We start from the raw sequence: 16,933 nt of genomic DNA on the forward strand, positions 1-16,933 counted from the left end.
ATCACTCGTCGTCAACGCTGCCGACGGCGTCCGACCCGCCGCGGATCAGCGCCAGGGTGCCCGCCAGCTCGTCGGGTTTGACGAGCACCTCGCGCGCCTTGGAGCCCTCCGACGGGCCGACGATGCCGCGGGTCTCCATCAGGTCCATCAGCCGGCCGGCCTTGGCGAAGCCGACGCGCAGCTTGCGCTGCAGCATCGACGTCGAACCGAACTGACTCGACACGACGAGTTCCACGGCCTGCAGGAACACGTCCATATCGTCGCCGATGTCGGGGTCGACATCCTTGCGCTCCCCGGCCTTGACCGCCGTCACGCCCTCGGTGTACTCGGGTTCGGCCTGTTCCTTGGTGGCGGTGACGACGGCGTGGATCTCCTCGTCGGTGATGAACGCGCCCTGCAGCCGGATCGGCTTGTTGGCGCCCATCGGCAGGAACAGCCCGTCGCCCATGCCGATGAGCTTCTCGGCGCCCTGCTGGTCGAGGATCACCCGGCTGTCGGTCAGCGACGACGTCGCGAACGCCAGCCGCGACGGCACGTTGGTCTTGATCAGGCCGGTGACCACGTCCACCGAGGGCCGCTGGGTGGCCAGCACCAGGTGGATGCCGGCGGCGCGCGCCTTCTGGGTGATGCGCACGATCGCGTCCTCGACGTCGCGGGGCGCGGTCATCATCAGGTCGGCGAGCTCGTCGACGATCGCCAGGATGTAGGGGTAGGGCTTGTACTCGCGCTGACTGCCCAGCGGCGCGGTGATCTCGCCGGAACGCACCTTCTCGTTGAACACGTCGATGTGACGCACCCGCGAGGCCTGCATGTCCTGGTAGCGCTGCTCCATCTCCTCGACCAGCCAGGCCAGCGCCGCGGCGGCCTTCTTGGGTTCGGTGATGATCGGCGTGATGAGGTGCGGAATGCCTTCGTACGGCGTGAGTTCCACCATCTTCGGGTCGATCAGGATCATCCTGACCTCGTCGGGGGTGGCCCGCGCCAGCAGCGACACCAGCATCGAGTTGACGAAGCTCGACTTACCCGAACCGGTCGAGCCGGCCACGAGCAGGTGCGGCATCTTGGCCAGGTTGGCCGAGATCATCTCACCCTCGATGTCCTTGCCCAGCCCGATCACCAGCGGATGGTGGTCGCGGCGGGTCTTGGGATCGGTGAGGACGTCGGCCAGCCGCACCATCTCCCGGTCGGTGTTGGGCACCTCGATGCCGACGGCCGACTTGCCGGGGATCGGCGCCAGCATGCGCACGCTCTCGGTCGCGACCGCGTAGGCGATGTTGCGGTGCAGCGCGGTGATCTTCTCGACCTTCACACCCGGGCCGAGCTCGACTTCGTAGCGGGTGACGGTGGGGCCGCGGGTGCAGCCCGTGACTGCCGCGTCGACCTTGAACTGCTGCAGCACTTCCGAGATCGCGTCGATCATCCGGTCGTTGGCCGAGCTGCGCAGCTTCGGCGGGTCACCGGCGATCAGCAGATCCAGCGACGGCAGCGTGTACGGGCCCTCGACCACCCGGTCCAGCGACAGAGTGTCTCCGGTGCCCTCGGCGGCCGGCCGTGACTCGGATGCCGACGGTTTCTTCCGCCGCGGCTTCGGCTCGGCGGCCGGCGCCGGTGCGGGGGCGGCGGTGAGCTCCGGGACGGTGGGTGCCTCGTCGGCGTCCGGCGGGTCGAGCGGGTAGTTGTCCATCGGCGACCCGGTCGGCCACATCTGCTCGTCGCGCGCGGCGCCCGGATCGTCGTAGTAGCCGTCGGAGAAGTCGTCCGAGGCGCGGCGGCGGTCCGTGCCGCCGCCCCGGTCGTCGTCGTACTCTCCATCGTCGTCGTAGCCGTCGTCGTAGCCGTCGTAGTCGTCGTAGCCGTCGTCGGCGTAGCCGCGGGTGCCGAACATCGCCCGCACGGTGTCGGGCACCTCGCGGATGGTGGTGCCGGTGATCAGCAGGACACCGAAGAGCACACCGAGGAACAACAACGGCGCGGCGATCCAGGCGGTCAGGCCGTCGGCGAGCGGACCGCCGATCGCGAAGCCGACGAATCCGGCGGCGTCCTGCCGCTCGCCCGGCGCCTCGGGTGATCCCGACCACAGGTGGTAGAGACCCAGCGCGGGCAGGGTGATCATCGCGGTGCCCAACACCAGTCGGGGCCTGGCTTCGGGGTCGGGTTCGCTGCGCATCAGCACGACGGCGATCGCGGCCAGCGCCAACGGCACCAGCAGCACGGCATCGCCGACCAGCGCCCGCAGCATGGTGTCGATCCACTCCCCGACGGGGCGGGCGGCGCCGAACCACGAGCCGGCCGCGACCACCACGCCGATCGCCAGGAGCGCGAGCGCGATGCCGTCGCGCCGGTGTCCCGGTTCGATCTCGCGGGCCCGGCCCACCGATCGCGCGGTGGAACCTGCGCCCTTGGCGAGCATGAGCCAGCCCGCCCGGGCGCCGCGGCCGACGGCCGCGCCGGCGGAGGCGACCGGCGACGGTCCGCGACGCGGCGCGGGCTTGCGCCGGGGCGCGGCCTTCGGGGACCGGCCGCTGCGCGTCCCGGTCCGAGGCGTGGCCTTTGACCTGCTCGAACGGGTGCCGGAGCGGGCGACGGTCTTACCTGCCATGCGTCCCAGCCTAGTCGCACCCGCCCCAGAATCACCATCTGCCACACGGGTCACAGATTGGTTGCGGCTCGGTCTCCGGGCGGTGGCGCGTGCGTAAAGTGGACACCTGTCTGATCGAGGCCCACTCAGCGAGGAGTCCATCGCCCATGCCCGTGACCGTTGTCGCCACCCTGAAGGTCAAGCCCGAGTCCGTCGACTCCGTGCGCGACATCCTGACCAGGACCATCACCGCGGTGCACGACGAGCCGGGATGCGACCTGTACTCGCTGCACGAGGTCGACGGCGGCACGTTCATCTTCGTCGAGCAGTGGGCCGACGGCGACGCGCTGGCCACCCACGGCGGCGCGCCGGCCGTCACGCAGATGTTCGCCGACATCGGTGAGCACCTCGCCGACGCACCCGACATCAAGGTGGCCCGGCCGGTCGTGGCCGGCGACGCCGCCAAGGGCGCGCTGCGGCCCTGATCGACGCCGGAGCCGCAACCATGACCGGTGCCGACGCCCCGCTGGCGGGCCGGGTCGCGTTCATCACCGGCGCCGCCCGCGGCCAGGGGCGCGCCCATGCCCTGCGGTTGGCCTCGGAGGGGGCCGACATCATCGCGGTCGATCTGTGCGACCAGATCACGTCGGTCCCCTATCCGCTCGCCACCCCGGACGACCTGGCCGCCACCGTGAAACTGGTGGAAGACACCGGCGCCCGCATCGTGGCCGCCCAGGCCGACGTGCGCGACCGGGCCGCGCTCAAGAACGCACTGCGATCGGGTGTGGAGGCCCTCGGTGGCCGGCTCGACATCGTCGTCGCCAACGCCGGCATCGCGCCGATGGCCGGTGAGGACGCCTGGCAGGACGTCATCGACGTCAACCTCACCGGCGTGTTCCACACCGTCGACGTCGCGATGCGCCCGATGATCAAGGCGGGCAACGGCGGCTCGATCGTGCTGACCAGTTCGGTGGCCGGGCTGGTCGGGCTGGCCTCGCCGATGGCCGGCTCCATCGGATACGCGGCGGCCAAGCACGGGATCGTGGGCATCATGCGGGTGTACGCCAACATCCTCGCCCCGCACCGCATCCGGGTGAACTCCGTACACCCGGCGGGGGTCAACACCCCGATGATCGACAACGAGTTCACCCGCAGCTGGCTCGAGGGCCTGGCCCAGCAGAATCCGGGTGGGCCTGACATGAGCAACGCGCTGCCGGTGCAGACCCTCGACGCCGAGGACATCGCCGCCGCGGTCGCCTTCCTGGCCTCCGACGAGTCCCGCTACATCACCGGCGTGACGCTGCCCGTGGACGCCGGCTACGTGAACAAGCGCTGACCGACGAGCCGGAGATGAGAACCTTCTCATCCCGGGCTCACCGCGGGTCCATCCCGGCGCCACACGCTGGTTCTCATGCGTGCCGCCCTGATCGTCTTCGCCGTGCTCGCGACCGCCGGCGGTGTCGGCGCCGCGACCATGGCGCTGTTGCCGACGTCCGACTCCGCGCCGCTGCAGCCGATCACGGTGCAGACCCCGGCGCTGAGCCCACCCGCGCCCAACGCACCGCCGGCCGACCCCGCTCCGCCGGCCCGGATGGGACCGCCCTCCCCCGCGCCGGCCGCGCCGCCGACCCCGGCGCGCCAGACCCCGCAACCCAAGGACGTGCCCGCCCCGCCGCCGCCGGTCACCTGGACCGACGACGACGGGGACGACGGCGGCGACGACGACTGGGAGGACGGCGACGACGGTGACGACGGCGGGGATGACTGAGATCGCATCCGTGCTGACCCGCGGCGGCGGACCCGCCGGGCAGGATGGTCGGCACGCCGCACCCCCGGAGACCGTCATGACCCATCCCGCGCCGCCGGCGCCGCCGACCACCTCCCGGTGGCGACGTCTGCTGCCGTCGACCGCTCGCACCCGCATCATCGGCTGGATGCTGCTGCTGGTGCTCGCCGCGCTCGGCGTGGTGACGTTCGTGACGTGGCGGCTGCTGATCTCGAGCATCAACACCCGGATGGACGAGGCGCTGCGCTTCGAGGTCGAGGAGTTCAGCGAGCTGACCGAACCCGGGGTCAACCCGCGCACGGGCGAACCGTTCGCCGGCGTGGACGAGGTGATCCGTGAGGCGATCGCCTACAACATCGCGCGTCCCAACGAGAAGTTCCTCGGTTACGTCGACGGCGAGTACCGCACCCAGAGCCGCCAGGAACCCGGCGCCCAGGAGGTGCTCGCCCGCGACCCGGACTTCGCCGCGCAGGTCGCGTCGGTGACCGCCCCGGCCTCCGGGCGCTATCAGCATCCGCAGGTCGGCGAGGTGCGGTACCTGGCCATTCCCGTCGCCCTCGACGGCGACACCGCGCGCGGTGTCATCGTCGCCGCCTACCTCGGCGACGCCGAACGCGAGGAGGCGGACACCGCGGCGCGTCTGATGCTGATCGTCGGTTCGGTGACGACGCTCGGCGCCGCCGCCGCGGCCTGGCTCATCGCCGGCCGGATCCTGCGGCCACTGCGCGATGTCGTGGAGACCGCGCACACGATCACCGACACCGACCTGTCGATGCGGATTCCGTCGCGCGGCGCCGCCGACCGCGACGAGCTCGACGCGGTGGTGAGCACGCTCAACGGCATGCTCGACCGGGTGGAGTCCGGGGTGGCCGCGCAGCGCCGGTTCATCGACGACGCCGGCCACGAACTGCGCACCCCGATCACGATCGTGCGCGGCCACCTCGAAGTGGTCGACGCGGCCGATCCGGCGGACGTGCGCTCGACGGTGGCCCTGGTCGACGACGAACTCGAGCGGATGAACCGGATGGTCTCGGACCTACTGCTGCTCGCGCACTCCGAGCAGCCCACGTTCCTGCACACCGACCTGGTCGACGTGGCAGCCCTCACCGAGGAGGTGTTCGAGAAACTGACCAGACTGGGTGATCGGCACTTCGTGCTCGAAACGGCCGCGCCGGTCAATGCGGTGCTCGACCCGCAGCGCATCACCCAGGCGCTGGTGGCGCTCGCCGACAACGCGTGCCGCTTCACCGAACCGGGTGACCGTATCGGCGTCGGCTCGCAGCTGTCCGGCGGCTGGTTGCGATTCTGGGTGGCCGACAGCGGGCCGGGGGTCAGTGACGCCGACCGCGCCCACATCTTCGAGAGGTTCGCCCGCGGCGATCAGCGCGGCCCGTCCTCCGACGGCGCCGGGCTGGGCCTGTCCATCGTGCGGGCGATCGCGGTGGCGCACGGCGGCGAGGTACTGCTCGACAGCATGCCCGGACGCGGTGCGACGTTCACCGTTCTGATCCCGGGACACCTGGAGGCGCGATGGCCCGAATCCTGATCGCCGAGGACGAACCCCGCATCGCGTCGTTCGTACAGAAGGGGCTGTCCGCCAACGGATTCACCGTGACCGTGGTCGGCGACGGCCCGTCCGCCTACGACTACGCGACGACCGGCGGCTTCGACCTGATGGTGCTCGACATCGGCCTGCCCGGAATGGACGGGTTCGCGGTGCTGAGCAAGCTGCGCGCCGAACGCAACACGATCCCGGTGATCGTGCTGACCGCCCGCACCAGCGTGCAGGACACCGTCGCCGGCCTCGAGGGCGGCGCCGACGACTACATGCCCAAACCGTTCCGGTTCGAGGAACTGCTCGCGCGGGTCCGGCTGCGGCTGACCTCGGAGCGCGCCACGGAGCTGACCGTGCTGTCCTACGGCGGGCTGCGCCTGGACCTGCGGACGCGGCGGGCCGATGTGGACGGCCGGACCGTGGATCTATCGGCGCGGGAGTTCGCGCTGGCCGAGACCTTCCTGCGCCACCCCGGCCAGGTCCTGTCCCGCGAGCAGCTGCTCAGCCACGTGTGGGGGTACGACTACGACCCCGGCTCCAACGTCGTCGACGTCTACGTGCGGTATCTGCGGCGCAAGCTGGGCGCCGAACGGTTCGTCACGCTGCGCGGGATGGGATACCGCCTCGACGCCGTGTGAGCGGCTTGGTCAAACCGGACGACGGTGGCCGCCGACCGGTTACGGTCGGGCATACCCCACCGGAAGGGGCACCCTGTGCAGGCGCAACGAGAAGATTCGGCGACCCGGCGATGCTCACGCTGGCGGAGTTCTCGCGCCTGACCGCGGGGATCTACGCGGCCGCGACCTCTCCCCACCGCTGGGAGAGCGCGATCCGCGACATCGCCGACACGCTCGGCGGCAACGGCGGCGCCCTGCTGACCACCGCATCCGCCCCGATCTGGTCGATCGACGACACCACGCTCCCCGACGCGGCGCGGCGTAGCTACACCGAGCACTTCGCCCGCCTCGACCGGCCCCTGGCGGATCTGCGTGGCGGGCCGGTCGGCGCGGTGCGCACCGGTGCCGAACTGTTGGTCCCGCACCGTCATTCGGAGTTCTACGCCGACTGGCTGCATCCCAACGACATCGAGGACGGCCTGTTCGTCCGGCTCGGTGACGGTGCGGTCTGCGCCTGCTTCGTCGTGCACACCGGGTCCCGGGACGGCACATTCGCGACCGCCGAACGCGTCGAGGTGTTCGCAGAACTGATCGGCCACCTGCAGCAGGCCCTGCGGGTGGCGCATGACCTGCGCAGCACCGACCGCCACGACGCGATGCTCAGCAGCACGCTCGACACCATCCGCCACGCCATGGTGATCGTCGGCGCGGCAGGGCGCGTCATCGAGACGAACGCGGCGGCCGAGTGCGTCCTCTCGCACGGCGACGGTCTGACGCTGCGCGACGGACGACTGGAGGCCGCTGACCGGCGCACACAGCGCGAACTGGAGTACGCGTTGCACGCCGCGCTGGCCGGCCGGGCCGGATCGCGCTCCGGGCACAGCTTCACCTGCCCGCGACCATCGGGCAGGCGCGCGTTCGTGATTCACGTCGTCCCGCTGCAACCCGGCGACGACCATCCGACCCGGGCCGCCGCCCTGCTCGTCGTCGTCGACACCACCGGTGACGCGCTGCCGGCCGGGGCGCTGTGGGGCCACCTCTACGGTTTCACCCGCAGCGAGACGCAGGTGGCGGAGCGCATCGTGCGCGGTTCGACCATCAAGGAGATCGCCGACGAGCTGTCGGTGTCACTGCAGACGGTGCGGACCCACCTGCAGCACATCTTCGACAAGACCGGCACGCACCGTCAGGCCGAACTGATGCGCCTGCTGCTGCGCTCCAGCCCGTGACCGGACCTCAGAGCCGGTACATCGCCCGCGACATGGCCGCCGACTCCAGGTACCTGCAGCGCGACGGGTAGTAGTGCGAGCGGTGTTCGGGCAGCACGCGCGGCGCGTGATGGATCACCAGGACGGCCGGGCGCCGGTGCGCACGGGCCCAGTCCCACGTGAGGTGCCAAGGATGAACGAGCTGATGAGCGTGCATGGTGAATCCCCGATGACGATGACGCAGCGGTACGACGCTGCGGAACAACACGATAAAGCCAGCGCCGGAACCGCCGCGAGAACGGCGGCGGCCCCGGCGGCCCCCGGATCCGCAAGCGCGCGAACGCGATTGCGGTGCAGAGAAGGGCGCGTCATGCCCGAACCCCGGCGGGCATGGACGCGGTGCCCGTTACGGGTGATCGACTCTCGGCACGGCGCTCCTCCTCTGCGTGACGCCCCCACTGTCCGATGGACAGGAATTGACGCTGAAGCCAATCAACCATGCCGGCGGGCGCCGCACCTCGTTCGAATGGGTGAACTTCGCGTCGAGGGTCAGATCTCGATGACGGTCGGCACGATCATCGGCTGGCGGCGGTAGGTCTCGCCCACCCACTTGCCGACCGTGCGGCGCACCGCCTGAGCGATCCGCGCGGGGTCGGTGACCGCGTCGTTCGCCAGCACCTCGAGCTCGTCCGCCACCTTGCGGGCGGCCGGTTCCAGCGCCTTGGGATCCTCGGAGAACCCGCGCGACATCAGGTTGGGAGGCCCGGCCGGCCGTCCGGTGCCCCGGTGCACCACCACGGTGACCGCGACGAAACCGGAGGACAGGATCAGCCGTTCGCCCAGCGTGCTCTCGCCCACGTCGCCGGTGATGAGCCCGTCGACGAACATCTTGCCGACGCTGACCGCACCGGCGATGCTCGCCTTCCCGCCGACCAGGTCGACGCTCACGCCGTTCTCGGCCAGCATGATCGCCTCGGGCGGCACACCGGTGCGCTGCGCGAGCGCCGCGTTGGCCCGCAAGTGGCGCCAGGTGCCGTGTACCGGCATGACGTTGCGCGGCTTGACGCCGTTGTAGAGGAACAGCAGCTCGCCGGCGTAGGCGTGACCCGAGACATGGACGCGCGCATGAGCATTCGTGACCACCCGGGCGCCGATCTTGGCCAGCGCGTCGATCACGCCGTAGACGGCCTCCTCGTTGCCCGGGATCAGCGACGACGACAGCACCACGAGGTCTCCGGCGGTCAGCGTGATGCTGCGGTGCTCGCCGCGCGACATCCGCGACAGCGCCGACATCGGTTCGCCCTGGGTGCCGGTGGTGATCAGCACGACCTTCTCCGGCGGCATCATCTCGGCGGCACCGATGTCGAGCAGGTCGCGGTCCTCGACCTTCAGGAAGCCGAGTTCGCGGGCGATGCCCATGTTGCGCACCATCGACCGGCCCACGAACGACACCCGCCGGCCCAGCGCGACCGCGGCGTCGATGATCTGCTGCACCCGGTCGACGTTGGAGGCGAAACACGCCACGATCACCCGGCCGTCGGCCCCACGGATCAACCGGTGCAGGGTGGGGCCGATCTCGCTCTCCGACGGTCCGACGCCGGGCCGGTCGGCGTTCGTCGAATCGCACAGGAACAGGTCCACTCCGGCGTCGCCGAGGCGCGACATTCCGGGCAGGTCGGTCGGGCGTCCGTCGAGGGGCAGCTGGTCGAGTTTGATGTCGCCGGTGTGCAGCACCGTGCCGGCGCCGGTGTGCAACGCGACGGCCAGACAGCCCGGCACCGAGTGGTTGACCGCGAAGTACTGGCATTCGAAGACGCCGTGGGTGCTGCGCTGCCCTTCGGCGACTTCGACGAACTTCGGTTTGATCCGGTGCTCGCGGCACTTCTCGCGGACCAGGGCGAGGGTGAACTTGGACCCGACGACCGGGATGTCGGGCCGCAGCTTGAGCAGGAACGGCACGGCGCCGATGTGGTCCTCGTGGGCGTGGGTGAGCACGAGGGCCTCGATGTCGTCGAGGCGGCCCTCGATGTGGCGCAGGTCGGGCAGGATCAGGTCGACGCCCGGTTCGTCGTGCCCGGGAAACAGCACGCCGCAGTCGATCACCAGCAGCCGGCCGAGGTGTTCGAAGACGGTCATGTTGCGACCGATCTCGCTGATGCCGCCCAGCGCGGTGACCCTCAGGCCGCCGACCGCGAGCGGTTTCGGGGGCTTGAGTTCGGTGTTCACGCGATCACCGCAGCACCGCGGCGGCCCGCAGGTCCTCGGCCAGCGTCGCGAGTTGCTCGGCGGTGGCGGGCACCTGCGGCAACCGTGGCTGGCCGACGTCGAAGCCGAGCAGACCCAACCCGGCCTTGGACAGCGTGACGCCGCCGAGGCGGGCCTGGGCGGCGGCGAGCCGGCCGAGCGTCGCGTTGATCTTGCGGGCGGTGGCGACGTCACCGGAGGTGAACGCCGAGAGCATCTCGCGCAGCTGGCCGGCGGCCAGGTGGCCCCACACGCTGATGAAGCCGACCGCACCCATCGCCAGCCAGGGCAGGTTCAGCGCGTCGTCGCCGGAGTAGTACGCCAGTCCGGTCTCGGCGATGATCTGCCCGCCGCCGTGCAGGTCACCCTTGGCGTCCTTGATCGCGACGATGTTCGGGTGCTGCGCCAGCGCGCGGATGGTGTCCCATTCGATCGGGACCACCGAGCGCGGCGGGATGTCGTAGAGCACGACCGGCAGTGCGGTGGCATCGGCGACCGCGGTGAAGTGGGCCAGCAGGCCGGCCTGCGGTGGCCGCGAGTAGTACGGCGTGACGACCAGCAGACCGTGCGCCCCCTCGGCCGCACACGCCTTGGCCAGGTGGATGCTGTGGGCGGTGTCGTAACTCCCGGCGCCGGCGATGACCCGCGCCCGGTCGCCGACCGCGTCGAGGACCGCACGCAGCAGCGTCAGCTTCTCGTCGTCGGTGGTGGTGGGGGACTCCCCCGTGGTGCCCGACAGCACCAGACCGTCACATCCCGAGTCGACCAGGTGGTTCGCCAGGCGCACAGCGGCGTCCGTGTCGACCGTGCCGTCGGGCTTGAACGGGGTGACCATCGCGGTCAGCACGGTGCCCAACCGGGCCGTCACGTCGAATCCGCTGGTGCTCACGGGCGCAAGATTACCCGCTGGACCTCACGCTTCCGTAGCCAGCGGCGATGTCGCCACCTCGGTGCCGTCCGACAGCGTGGTGATCTCGAAGTCGGTGAACACCGCGGGGGCGACCGCGACGAGCTCGCGCAGGCAGGCGATCGCCAGCCGGCGGATCTCCACGTCGGCGTGCTCGCTGGCCCGCATCGCGATGAAGTGCCGCCAGGCGCGGTAGTTGCCGGTGACGACGATGCGGGTCTCGGTGGCGTTGGGCAGCACCGCCCGGGCGGCCTGGCGGGCCTGCTTGCGGCGCAGCGTGGCGTTCGGGACGTCGGCCAGCTTGGCCTCCAGCCGGGCGAGCAGTTCGGTGTAGGTGGCGCGGCTGGCGTCGGCCGCCGCGGCGAAGATCTCCTCGAGCTCGGGGTCGCCCTCGATGCCGGGCGGCACCACCACCTGCGCGTCGCGCTCCGGCACGTAGCGCTGCGACAGCTGCGAGTAGGAGAAGTGCCGGTGCCGGATCAGCTCGTGCGTGCAGGACCGGGAGATGCCGGAGATGTAGAACGACACCGACGCGTGCTCGAGCACCGAGAAATGCCCGACGTCGATGATGTGGCGGACGTAGGAGGCATTGGTCGCGGTGCGCGGATTCGGCTTCGACCAGCTCTGGTAGCAGGCCCGGCCGGCGAATTCGACGAGTGCCGACCCGCCGTCGGCGTCGGTGTCCCATGGCACGTCGGGCGGCGTCTGGAATTCCGTCTTGGCGATCAGCTGCACACGCAGCGGCGCGGTCTCGGCCACGCGGTGAGCCTATGGCGTGGCCGGGTCTGCCCGGGCCGTCGGGTGGGCGGGTCCTCGGGCGGGCGCGTCGTCGGGTGTGCGGCCTCATCCGCCGCGACCGGCGCGTCGCGTATGACACCGCACACGCGAACCGGCACCTGCCCGACGTCGCCGAGGTAAGCAGGTGACATGAACCTGCGAGAGAGCCACCCCGTCCCGGCCGCCGGCCCCGCCCCGTCGACCGTGTTCGGCGAGCCGTATCAGGCTCCCGACGGCACCACGATCGTCCCGGTGACCAAGCCGGTCGGCGTGTTCGTGATCAAGGACGGCAAGTCGGTATGGCGTCCGGCGGCCGACGGCACCCGCATCGCGCTGATGGGCATCCTGGTCGGGCTGGTGTCGGCGACGCTGGCCGGTGTGGCGATGGTGCGCCGGCCACCGTGGCCGGATCTGCGCGGCCAGGTGTAGCGCTCAGAGCGCGGCGCGCAGTACGGCCACCAGGTCGCCACGCTCCCCGACCGTGACGTCGGCCAGGCCCAGCCACGCCGCCATGGTCTTCAACTCCAACGCCAGCGCGGCGGCCACATACCCGGCGTCCTCCCCCGGCTCGGTGAACGCGCCGACGACGTGCAGGGCGTCGCTCACGCGGTCGGCCTTGAGGTCCACCCGGCCGACCAGCCGACCGTCGAGCAGGAACGGCCACACGTAATACCCGTACTGCCGTTTGGGCGCCGGTGTGTAGATCTCGATGCGGTAGTGGAAGTTCCAGAGCCGCTCGACGCGGGGCCGGAAGAAGATCAGTGGATCGAACGGGCACAGCAGCGCGGTGCCCCGGTCGAGGCGCGGCACGGTCTGCCCGGCCCGCAGGTAGGCCGGGGCGGCCCAGCCGTCGACCGCGACGGGCTCGAGTTCACCGGCGGCGACCAGGTCGGCGATCGCGGGTTTGGCCGCTCTGGCCGCCAGCCGGAAGTAGTCGCGGATGTCGGCTTCCGTCGCCACGCCCAGCGCGCCGGCCGCCCGCAGGCACAGCTCACGCACCGCCTCGTCGTCGCCGACCTCGCGCTCCACCACCTCGGCGGGCAGCACCCGTTCGGTGAGGTCGTAGTGGCGGGCGAACCCCACCCGCGTCGCGGTGGTCAGCACCCCGGCGGCGAACAGCGCCTCGGTCACCCACTTGGTGTCGCTGCGGTCCCACCACGGGCCTTTGCGGCCGCGCTGCGCGGCGCCCAGATAGTCCTCGATCTGCCCGGCGGTGGCGGGGCCGAGCTCGGTGACCGCCGCGACCACATCGGAGACGAGGCGAGGGTTGGCCTTGACGATGTGGGTGCCCCAGCGGCCGTGGGTGTATTCGCGCATGCGCCATCGCAGCAGCGGCCAGTCGTCCACGGCCATCAGCGCCGCCTCGTGGGCCCAGTATTCGACCAGCAGCCGGGGTGCCCGGGAGGAGTGCGCCCACGCCGCACCGTCGAGCACGCCACGGTCGTACGGGCCGAGCCGGCTGAACACGGGGGCGTAGTGCGCGCGCACGGCCACCGACACCGAGTCCAGCTGCAGCACCTGGATGCGGTTGATCAGCCGGCGCAGGTGCGCCCGCGTCACCGGGCCGCGCGGTCTCGGCTCGGTGAGGCCCTGCGCGGCCACGGCGATCCGGCGGGCCTGCGCGACGGTGAGGGAGGCGGCCATCAGGTCATCGTCGCCTATGGCACCGACAGGATGCGGTCGGAGACCAGCGCGGCGACGTTGTCGACGGGGGCGCTGTCGCCGGTGGTCTTCGCGCGCAGGGCGGCGCCCTCCCACGCGTCGACGATCAGTTGGGCCGCGGCTCCGGCGTCGAGTCCGGCATCGATCTCACCCGCCTGCTGTCCGTCGCGGATGGTTCCGGCCAGCGCGGTGCGCCAGCGCTCGAGCGCGGCGGCCACCGCCGCGGTGACCTCGGGTGCGTCTGCGGGCGCCTCCGCGGCGAAGTTGCCGTACATGCACCCCCGCCGGAAGCCGTGGGCGGCGAGATCGGCGCGGAGGTGATCGAGATGGTTTCCGATCCGTTGCCGCGCCGGCACCCCGGGCTCGGTGAGCAGGTCGAGCCGCCGCTGCCGCCCGTACCGCGCGAGAACCTCCACGGCGAGCGCTTCCTTGCTGCGGAAGTGGTTGTAGAACGATCCTTTCGGCGCGCCGGCGGCCGCCGCGATCGCCGCCACCCCGGTGCCGGCGTACCCGCCGGCATGGAGTTCGTCGAATCCGGCGTCCAGCAACGCGTCTCGCAGGCTCGGCCTCGGCACACGTCTCCTTCAGTTGATCCGGACGTCGTCGATGTCGATGGACACGGTGACGGTGTCTCGCACCGGCCGCCCTGCGTCGTCGCGCGGGTGGACGATCCGGGTGACCGGCACGACGATGCCGTCGAACTCGTGGTGGTCGGCCATGTAGTGCGCGGCCGGTGATCCGCCTGCGATGTCGACCTGGTAGTCCCGGCGGCGCAGCAGACCGTCAGCGTCCACGTAGAGCACCTGGTCACGGCTGTGCGTGGCGATGTGGTCCGGGTAGTGCACCCCCAGGCGGCGCCAGGTCTGCCCGTCCTCGCGCCACTCGCCGAGTTCCTCGGTCACGACGCCGGGAAGGGTCAGCTGATAGGGCTCGGACAGATAGGTCCACATCGCGTATCCCGCGAAGTACGCCAGCTGCAGAACGGACCACGGTGTCTCGAGCGTGTGCCCGGCGAACGACGCGCGGGGGTCGCCCAGGGCGTCGACCCGGCCGTGCGCGGGATCGTCCTGCTCGATCACCACGAGGTCGGGCGTGAAGTGTGAGCGCAGCCCCGGCACCGGCAGCGGGCGGTGCCAGACGTGCTGGTCCCTCACCCGGGTCTCCACCCGGGAATCGTCGAGGATGCCGGCGACCCCCTTGAGCGGCCACAGCACGCCGCCGACGGTCTGGTGAATGCTGATCGTGTCGACCTGCCTCCAGCGGTCAGCGCCGCCGTAGGTGGCCATGACCTCGTCGAGAAGTGTCATCGCGGTCTCCCGTTCGTTGCCGTGAACCGCTCTATATGACCGGTCGTCTTGGGCAACGCCGCGACGTTCGGAGACATTCCGGGGCTCAGTCAGCGGTCGGCCCGCTCGTAACTGTGGTAGCGGTAGCGCAGGCCGGACTCGCTGATCTGCCAGTCACCGGTGGTGCCCGCCCAGGCCGCGCCGAGCACGGGGGCCATGGCGTCGGCGTCCTGACGTTTCAGGTCGATCTCCACCTCGGTGACTTCGCAGCGGGTGGCGTGCGGCATCGCCAGCGTGTAGATCCGTTCGCCGCCGATCACCCACGTCTCATCGTCACCGAGGGCGGCATCGATGCCGGTGACGACCTCAGCCCCATCGGCCAGATAGTCGGGATGGGTGCTCAGCACGATGTTCTTGCGGCCCGGCAAGGGGCGCACCTTCGCCGGCAGCGACTCCCAGGTCAGCCGGCCCATCACCACGGTATGGCCGAGGGTGAGCTCCTTGAACCGCGCCTGATCCTCGGGCAGCCGCCACGGGATGCCCCCGCCGCGACCGATCACCCCGGAGGTGGACTGCGCCCAGATCAGTCCGACGGTCTTCACACCGCCACCGGAGCCTTGATCGCCGGATGGGGGTCGTAGTGACGCACGACGACGTCCTCATAGGTGTAGTCGAACAGCGAATCTCGTTGCCCAAGCACGAGTTCCGGGTACGGGCGCGGATCGCGGCTCAGTTGCTCGGTGACCTGTTCGATGTGATTGTCGTAGATGTGGCAGTCCCCGCCGGTCCACACGAAGTCGCCCACCCCCAGGCCGGCCTGCGCGGCCATCATGTGGGTCAGCAGCGCGTAGGACGCGATGTTGAACGGCACCCCCAGGAACAGGTCTGCGCTGCGCTGGTAGAGCTGACAGGACAGCCGGCCGTCGGCGACGTAGAACTGGAAGAACGCGTGGCACGGCGGCAGTGCCATCTGCGGGATCTCGCCGACGTTCCACGCCGAGACGATGTTTCTCCGCGAATCCGGATCGGTCCGCAGCAGTTCCAGCGCCGCGCTGATCTGGTCGATGTGTTCGCCCGACGGCGTCGGCCAGGACCGCCACTGCACCCCGTAAACGGGGCCGAGTTCACCTGTCTGGCTTGCCCATTCATCCCAGATGGTGACGCCGTGCTCCTGCAGCCAGCGCACGTTCGAATCGCCACGCAGGAACCACAGCAGCTCGTAGACCACCGATTTGAGGTGCACCTTCTTGGTGGTGATCAACGGGAAGCCCGCCGAGAGGTCGTAACGCAGCTGGTGGCCGAACAGGCTGCGCGTCCCGGTCCCGGTGCGGTCGGATTTCGCGGTGCCGCGATCGAGGACCTCCCGCAGCAGGTCCTCGTAGGGCGTGGGGATCGGCACGTCGGCCAGCCTACTGCCAGCGCGTGCGAGTAGAACGGTAGCCATGCCGAGTATCAGCACCACCGTCACCACCGCCGACGGCTCCTGTCCGGTCACCCTGCACACGCCCAACGGCCCCGGCCCGTGGTCCGGTGTGGTGATGTTCCCCGACGCCGGCGGTGTGCGCCCCACGTTCCAGGAGATGGCGGCGCGGCTCGCGGGGTTCGGGCACGCCGTGCTGCTGCCCGACGTGTACTACCGCAGCGGCGACTGGCAGCCGTTCGACATGGGCACGGTCTTCGGCGACAAGTCCGAACGCGCACGCCTGTTCGGGATGATCGGCTCGATCACGCCGGAGAAGATGGCCGCCGACGCGGCGGCGTTCTTCGACTTCCTGGCCGGCCGGCCGGAGGTCCGCGGTGACCGGTTCGGCGTGTGCGGCTACTGCATGGGCGGCCGAATGTCGGTGATCGTCGCCGGCCTGCTGCCCGAGCGGGTCGCGGCGGCGGGATCGTTCCACGGCGGCGGCCTGGTCACCGACGACGAGTCCAGCCCGCACCTGCTCGCCGACCGGATGACCGCCACCGTGTACGTCGCCGGCGCCGAGAACGACAACTCGTTCACCACCGCCCAGGCGGAGACCCTCGACAAGGCGCTCACCGCGGCCGGTGTCGAGCACACCGTCGAGATCTATCCGGCCGGGCACGGCTTCGCGGTGCCCGACAACGCGCCCTACGACGAGGAGGCCGCCCAGCGGCACTGGATCGCGCTGCAGGAGTTGTTCGAGCGCGCCCTGCCGAGCTGATCAGGCGGTGGTGCGCCCGCGCTGCCTCAGCTTCCCCAAGGCGCGCAGGACGCCGCGGGCGGCGTAGATGCCGGCGACCACCGACAGGATGATCAGCACGATGAACATCACCAGCCAGTTGGTGCAGATC

18 protein-coding genes are annotated in these 16,933 nt (G+C 70.7%); 8 read left to right on the forward strand and 10 right to left on the reverse strand.

The window, feature by feature from the left end:
- Position 1 precedes the first annotated feature (1 nt).
- Positions 2-2,599: a DNA translocase FtsK gene (locus tag E4P42_RS24370; protein WP_167759612.1), complete on the reverse strand. Its 2,598-nt coding sequence runs from the start codon at positions 2,597-2,599 to the stop codon at positions 2-4.
- A 146-nt stretch (positions 2,600-2,745) separates the two neighbouring features.
- Between E4P42_RS24370 and E4P42_RS24375 the strand changes: the two genes are divergently transcribed.
- The 6 genes from E4P42_RS24375 to E4P42_RS24400 all read left to right on the forward strand — a co-directional run bounded on the left by E4P42_RS24375 (position 2,746) and on the right by E4P42_RS24400 (position 7,765).
- A complete protein-coding gene (locus tag E4P42_RS24375) occupies positions 2,746-3,063 on the forward strand; it encodes a putative quinol monooxygenase (protein ID WP_135128907.1) in 318 nt (105 codons plus the stop codon).
- Positions 3,064-3,083: 20 nt separating this feature from the next.
- Positions 3,084-3,914: a mycofactocin-coupled SDR family oxidoreductase gene (locus E4P42_RS24380; RefSeq protein WP_135128909.1), complete on the forward strand. Its 831-nt coding sequence runs from the start codon at positions 3,084-3,086 to the stop codon at positions 3,912-3,914.
- A gap of 75 nt (positions 3,915-3,989) precedes the next feature.
- A complete protein-coding gene (locus E4P42_RS27120) occupies positions 3,990-4,346 on the forward strand; it encodes a hypothetical protein (protein WP_167759613.1) in 357 nt (118 codons plus the stop codon).
- A complete protein-coding gene (locus E4P42_RS24390; protein WP_245234208.1) occupies positions 4,339-5,910 on the forward strand; it encodes a cell wall metabolism sensor histidine kinase WalK in 1,572 nt (523 codons plus the stop codon). The genes E4P42_RS27120 and E4P42_RS24390 overlap by 8 nt, the downstream gene beginning before the upstream one ends.
- Positions 5,895-6,557 (forward strand): response regulator transcription factor, encoded by a 663-nt coding sequence (locus E4P42_RS24395; protein WP_135128913.1) that lies wholly within the window; start codon positions 5,895-5,897, stop codon positions 6,555-6,557. The genes E4P42_RS24390 and E4P42_RS24395 overlap by 16 nt, the downstream gene beginning before the upstream one ends.
- Positions 6,558-6,667: 110 nt before the next feature.
- A complete protein-coding gene (locus E4P42_RS24400) occupies positions 6,668-7,765 on the forward strand; it encodes a helix-turn-helix transcriptional regulator (protein ID WP_135128915.1) in 1,098 nt (365 codons plus the stop codon).
- A 7-nt stretch (positions 7,766-7,772) separates the two neighbouring features.
- Here the strand turns inward: E4P42_RS24400 and E4P42_RS24405 are convergent, their stop codons facing one another.
- The 4 genes from E4P42_RS24405 to thyX all read right to left on the reverse strand — a co-directional run bounded on the left by E4P42_RS24405 (position 7,773) and on the right by thyX (position 11,654).
- Positions 7,773-7,961 carry a hypothetical protein gene (locus E4P42_RS24405; protein WP_135128917.1) on the reverse strand — a complete coding sequence of 63 codons (189 nt, stop codon included), beginning with the start codon at positions 7,959-7,961 and terminating at the stop codon, positions 7,773-7,775.
- Between the two features lie 332 nt (positions 7,962-8,293).
- On the reverse strand, positions 8,294-9,970 hold the full coding sequence (locus tag E4P42_RS24410) for a ribonuclease J (protein WP_135128920.1): 1,677 nt from the start codon (positions 9,968-9,970) through the stop codon (positions 8,294-8,296).
- A 4-nt stretch (positions 9,971-9,974) separates the two neighbouring features.
- Complete coding sequence (dapA, locus tag E4P42_RS24415) at positions 9,975-10,877, reverse strand: 4-hydroxy-tetrahydrodipicolinate synthase (RefSeq protein WP_135128922.1); 903 nt, start codon at positions 10,875-10,877, stop codon at positions 9,975-9,977.
- A 24-nt stretch (positions 10,878-10,901) separates the two neighbouring features.
- Positions 10,902-11,654, reverse strand: coding sequence for an FAD-dependent thymidylate synthase (gene thyX, locus E4P42_RS24420; RefSeq protein WP_135128924.1), 753 nt, complete (start codon positions 11,652-11,654; stop codon positions 10,902-10,904).
- A gap of 168 nt (positions 11,655-11,822) precedes the next feature.
- On the opposite strand from thyX, the gene E4P42_RS24425 reads away from it, so the two are divergent.
- Positions 11,823-12,101 (forward strand): hypothetical protein, encoded by a 279-nt coding sequence (locus tag E4P42_RS24425; protein WP_135128926.1) that lies wholly within the window; start codon positions 11,823-11,825, stop codon positions 12,099-12,101.
- Between the two features lie 3 nt (positions 12,102-12,104).
- On the opposite strand, the gene E4P42_RS24430 is transcribed toward E4P42_RS24425, so the two are convergent.
- The 5 genes from E4P42_RS24430 to E4P42_RS24450 form a co-directional block, all read right to left on the reverse strand.
- A complete protein-coding gene (locus E4P42_RS24430) occupies positions 12,105-13,316 on the reverse strand; it encodes a winged helix-turn-helix domain-containing protein (RefSeq protein ID WP_135128927.1) in 1,212 nt (403 codons plus the stop codon).
- 14 nt (positions 13,317-13,330) lie between these two features.
- On the reverse strand, positions 13,331-13,909 hold the full coding sequence (locus tag E4P42_RS24435) for a TetR family transcriptional regulator C-terminal domain-containing protein (protein WP_135128929.1): 579 nt from the start codon (positions 13,907-13,909) through the stop codon (positions 13,331-13,333).
- A 9-nt stretch (positions 13,910-13,918) separates the two neighbouring features.
- Entirely contained in the window at positions 13,919-14,641 is a 723-nt protein-coding gene (locus E4P42_RS24440) for a hypothetical protein (protein ID WP_135128931.1), read from the reverse strand.
- 89 nt (positions 14,642-14,730) lie between these two features.
- A complete protein-coding gene (locus E4P42_RS24445) occupies positions 14,731-15,222 on the reverse strand; it encodes a dihydrofolate reductase (RefSeq protein ID WP_135128933.1) in 492 nt (163 codons plus the stop codon).
- Positions 15,219-16,019 carry a thymidylate synthase gene (locus tag E4P42_RS24450; RefSeq protein ID WP_135128934.1) on the reverse strand — a complete coding sequence of 267 codons (801 nt, stop codon included), beginning with the start codon at positions 16,017-16,019 and terminating at the stop codon, positions 15,219-15,221. The genes E4P42_RS24445 and E4P42_RS24450 overlap by 4 nt, the downstream gene beginning before the upstream one ends.
- Before the next feature lie 43 nt (positions 16,020-16,062).
- On the opposite strand from E4P42_RS24450, the gene E4P42_RS24455 reads away from it, so the two are divergent.
- Positions 16,063-16,803: a dienelactone hydrolase family protein gene (locus E4P42_RS24455; protein WP_135128936.1), complete on the forward strand. Its 741-nt coding sequence runs from the start codon at positions 16,063-16,065 to the stop codon at positions 16,801-16,803.
- Positions 16,804-16,933: the final 130 nt, after the last annotated feature.

Origin of the sequence: Mycobacterium sp. PS03-16, assembly GCF_004570325.1 — a bacterium.
Lineage (GTDB): Bacteria > Actinomycetota > Actinomycetes > Mycobacteriales > Mycobacteriaceae > Mycobacterium.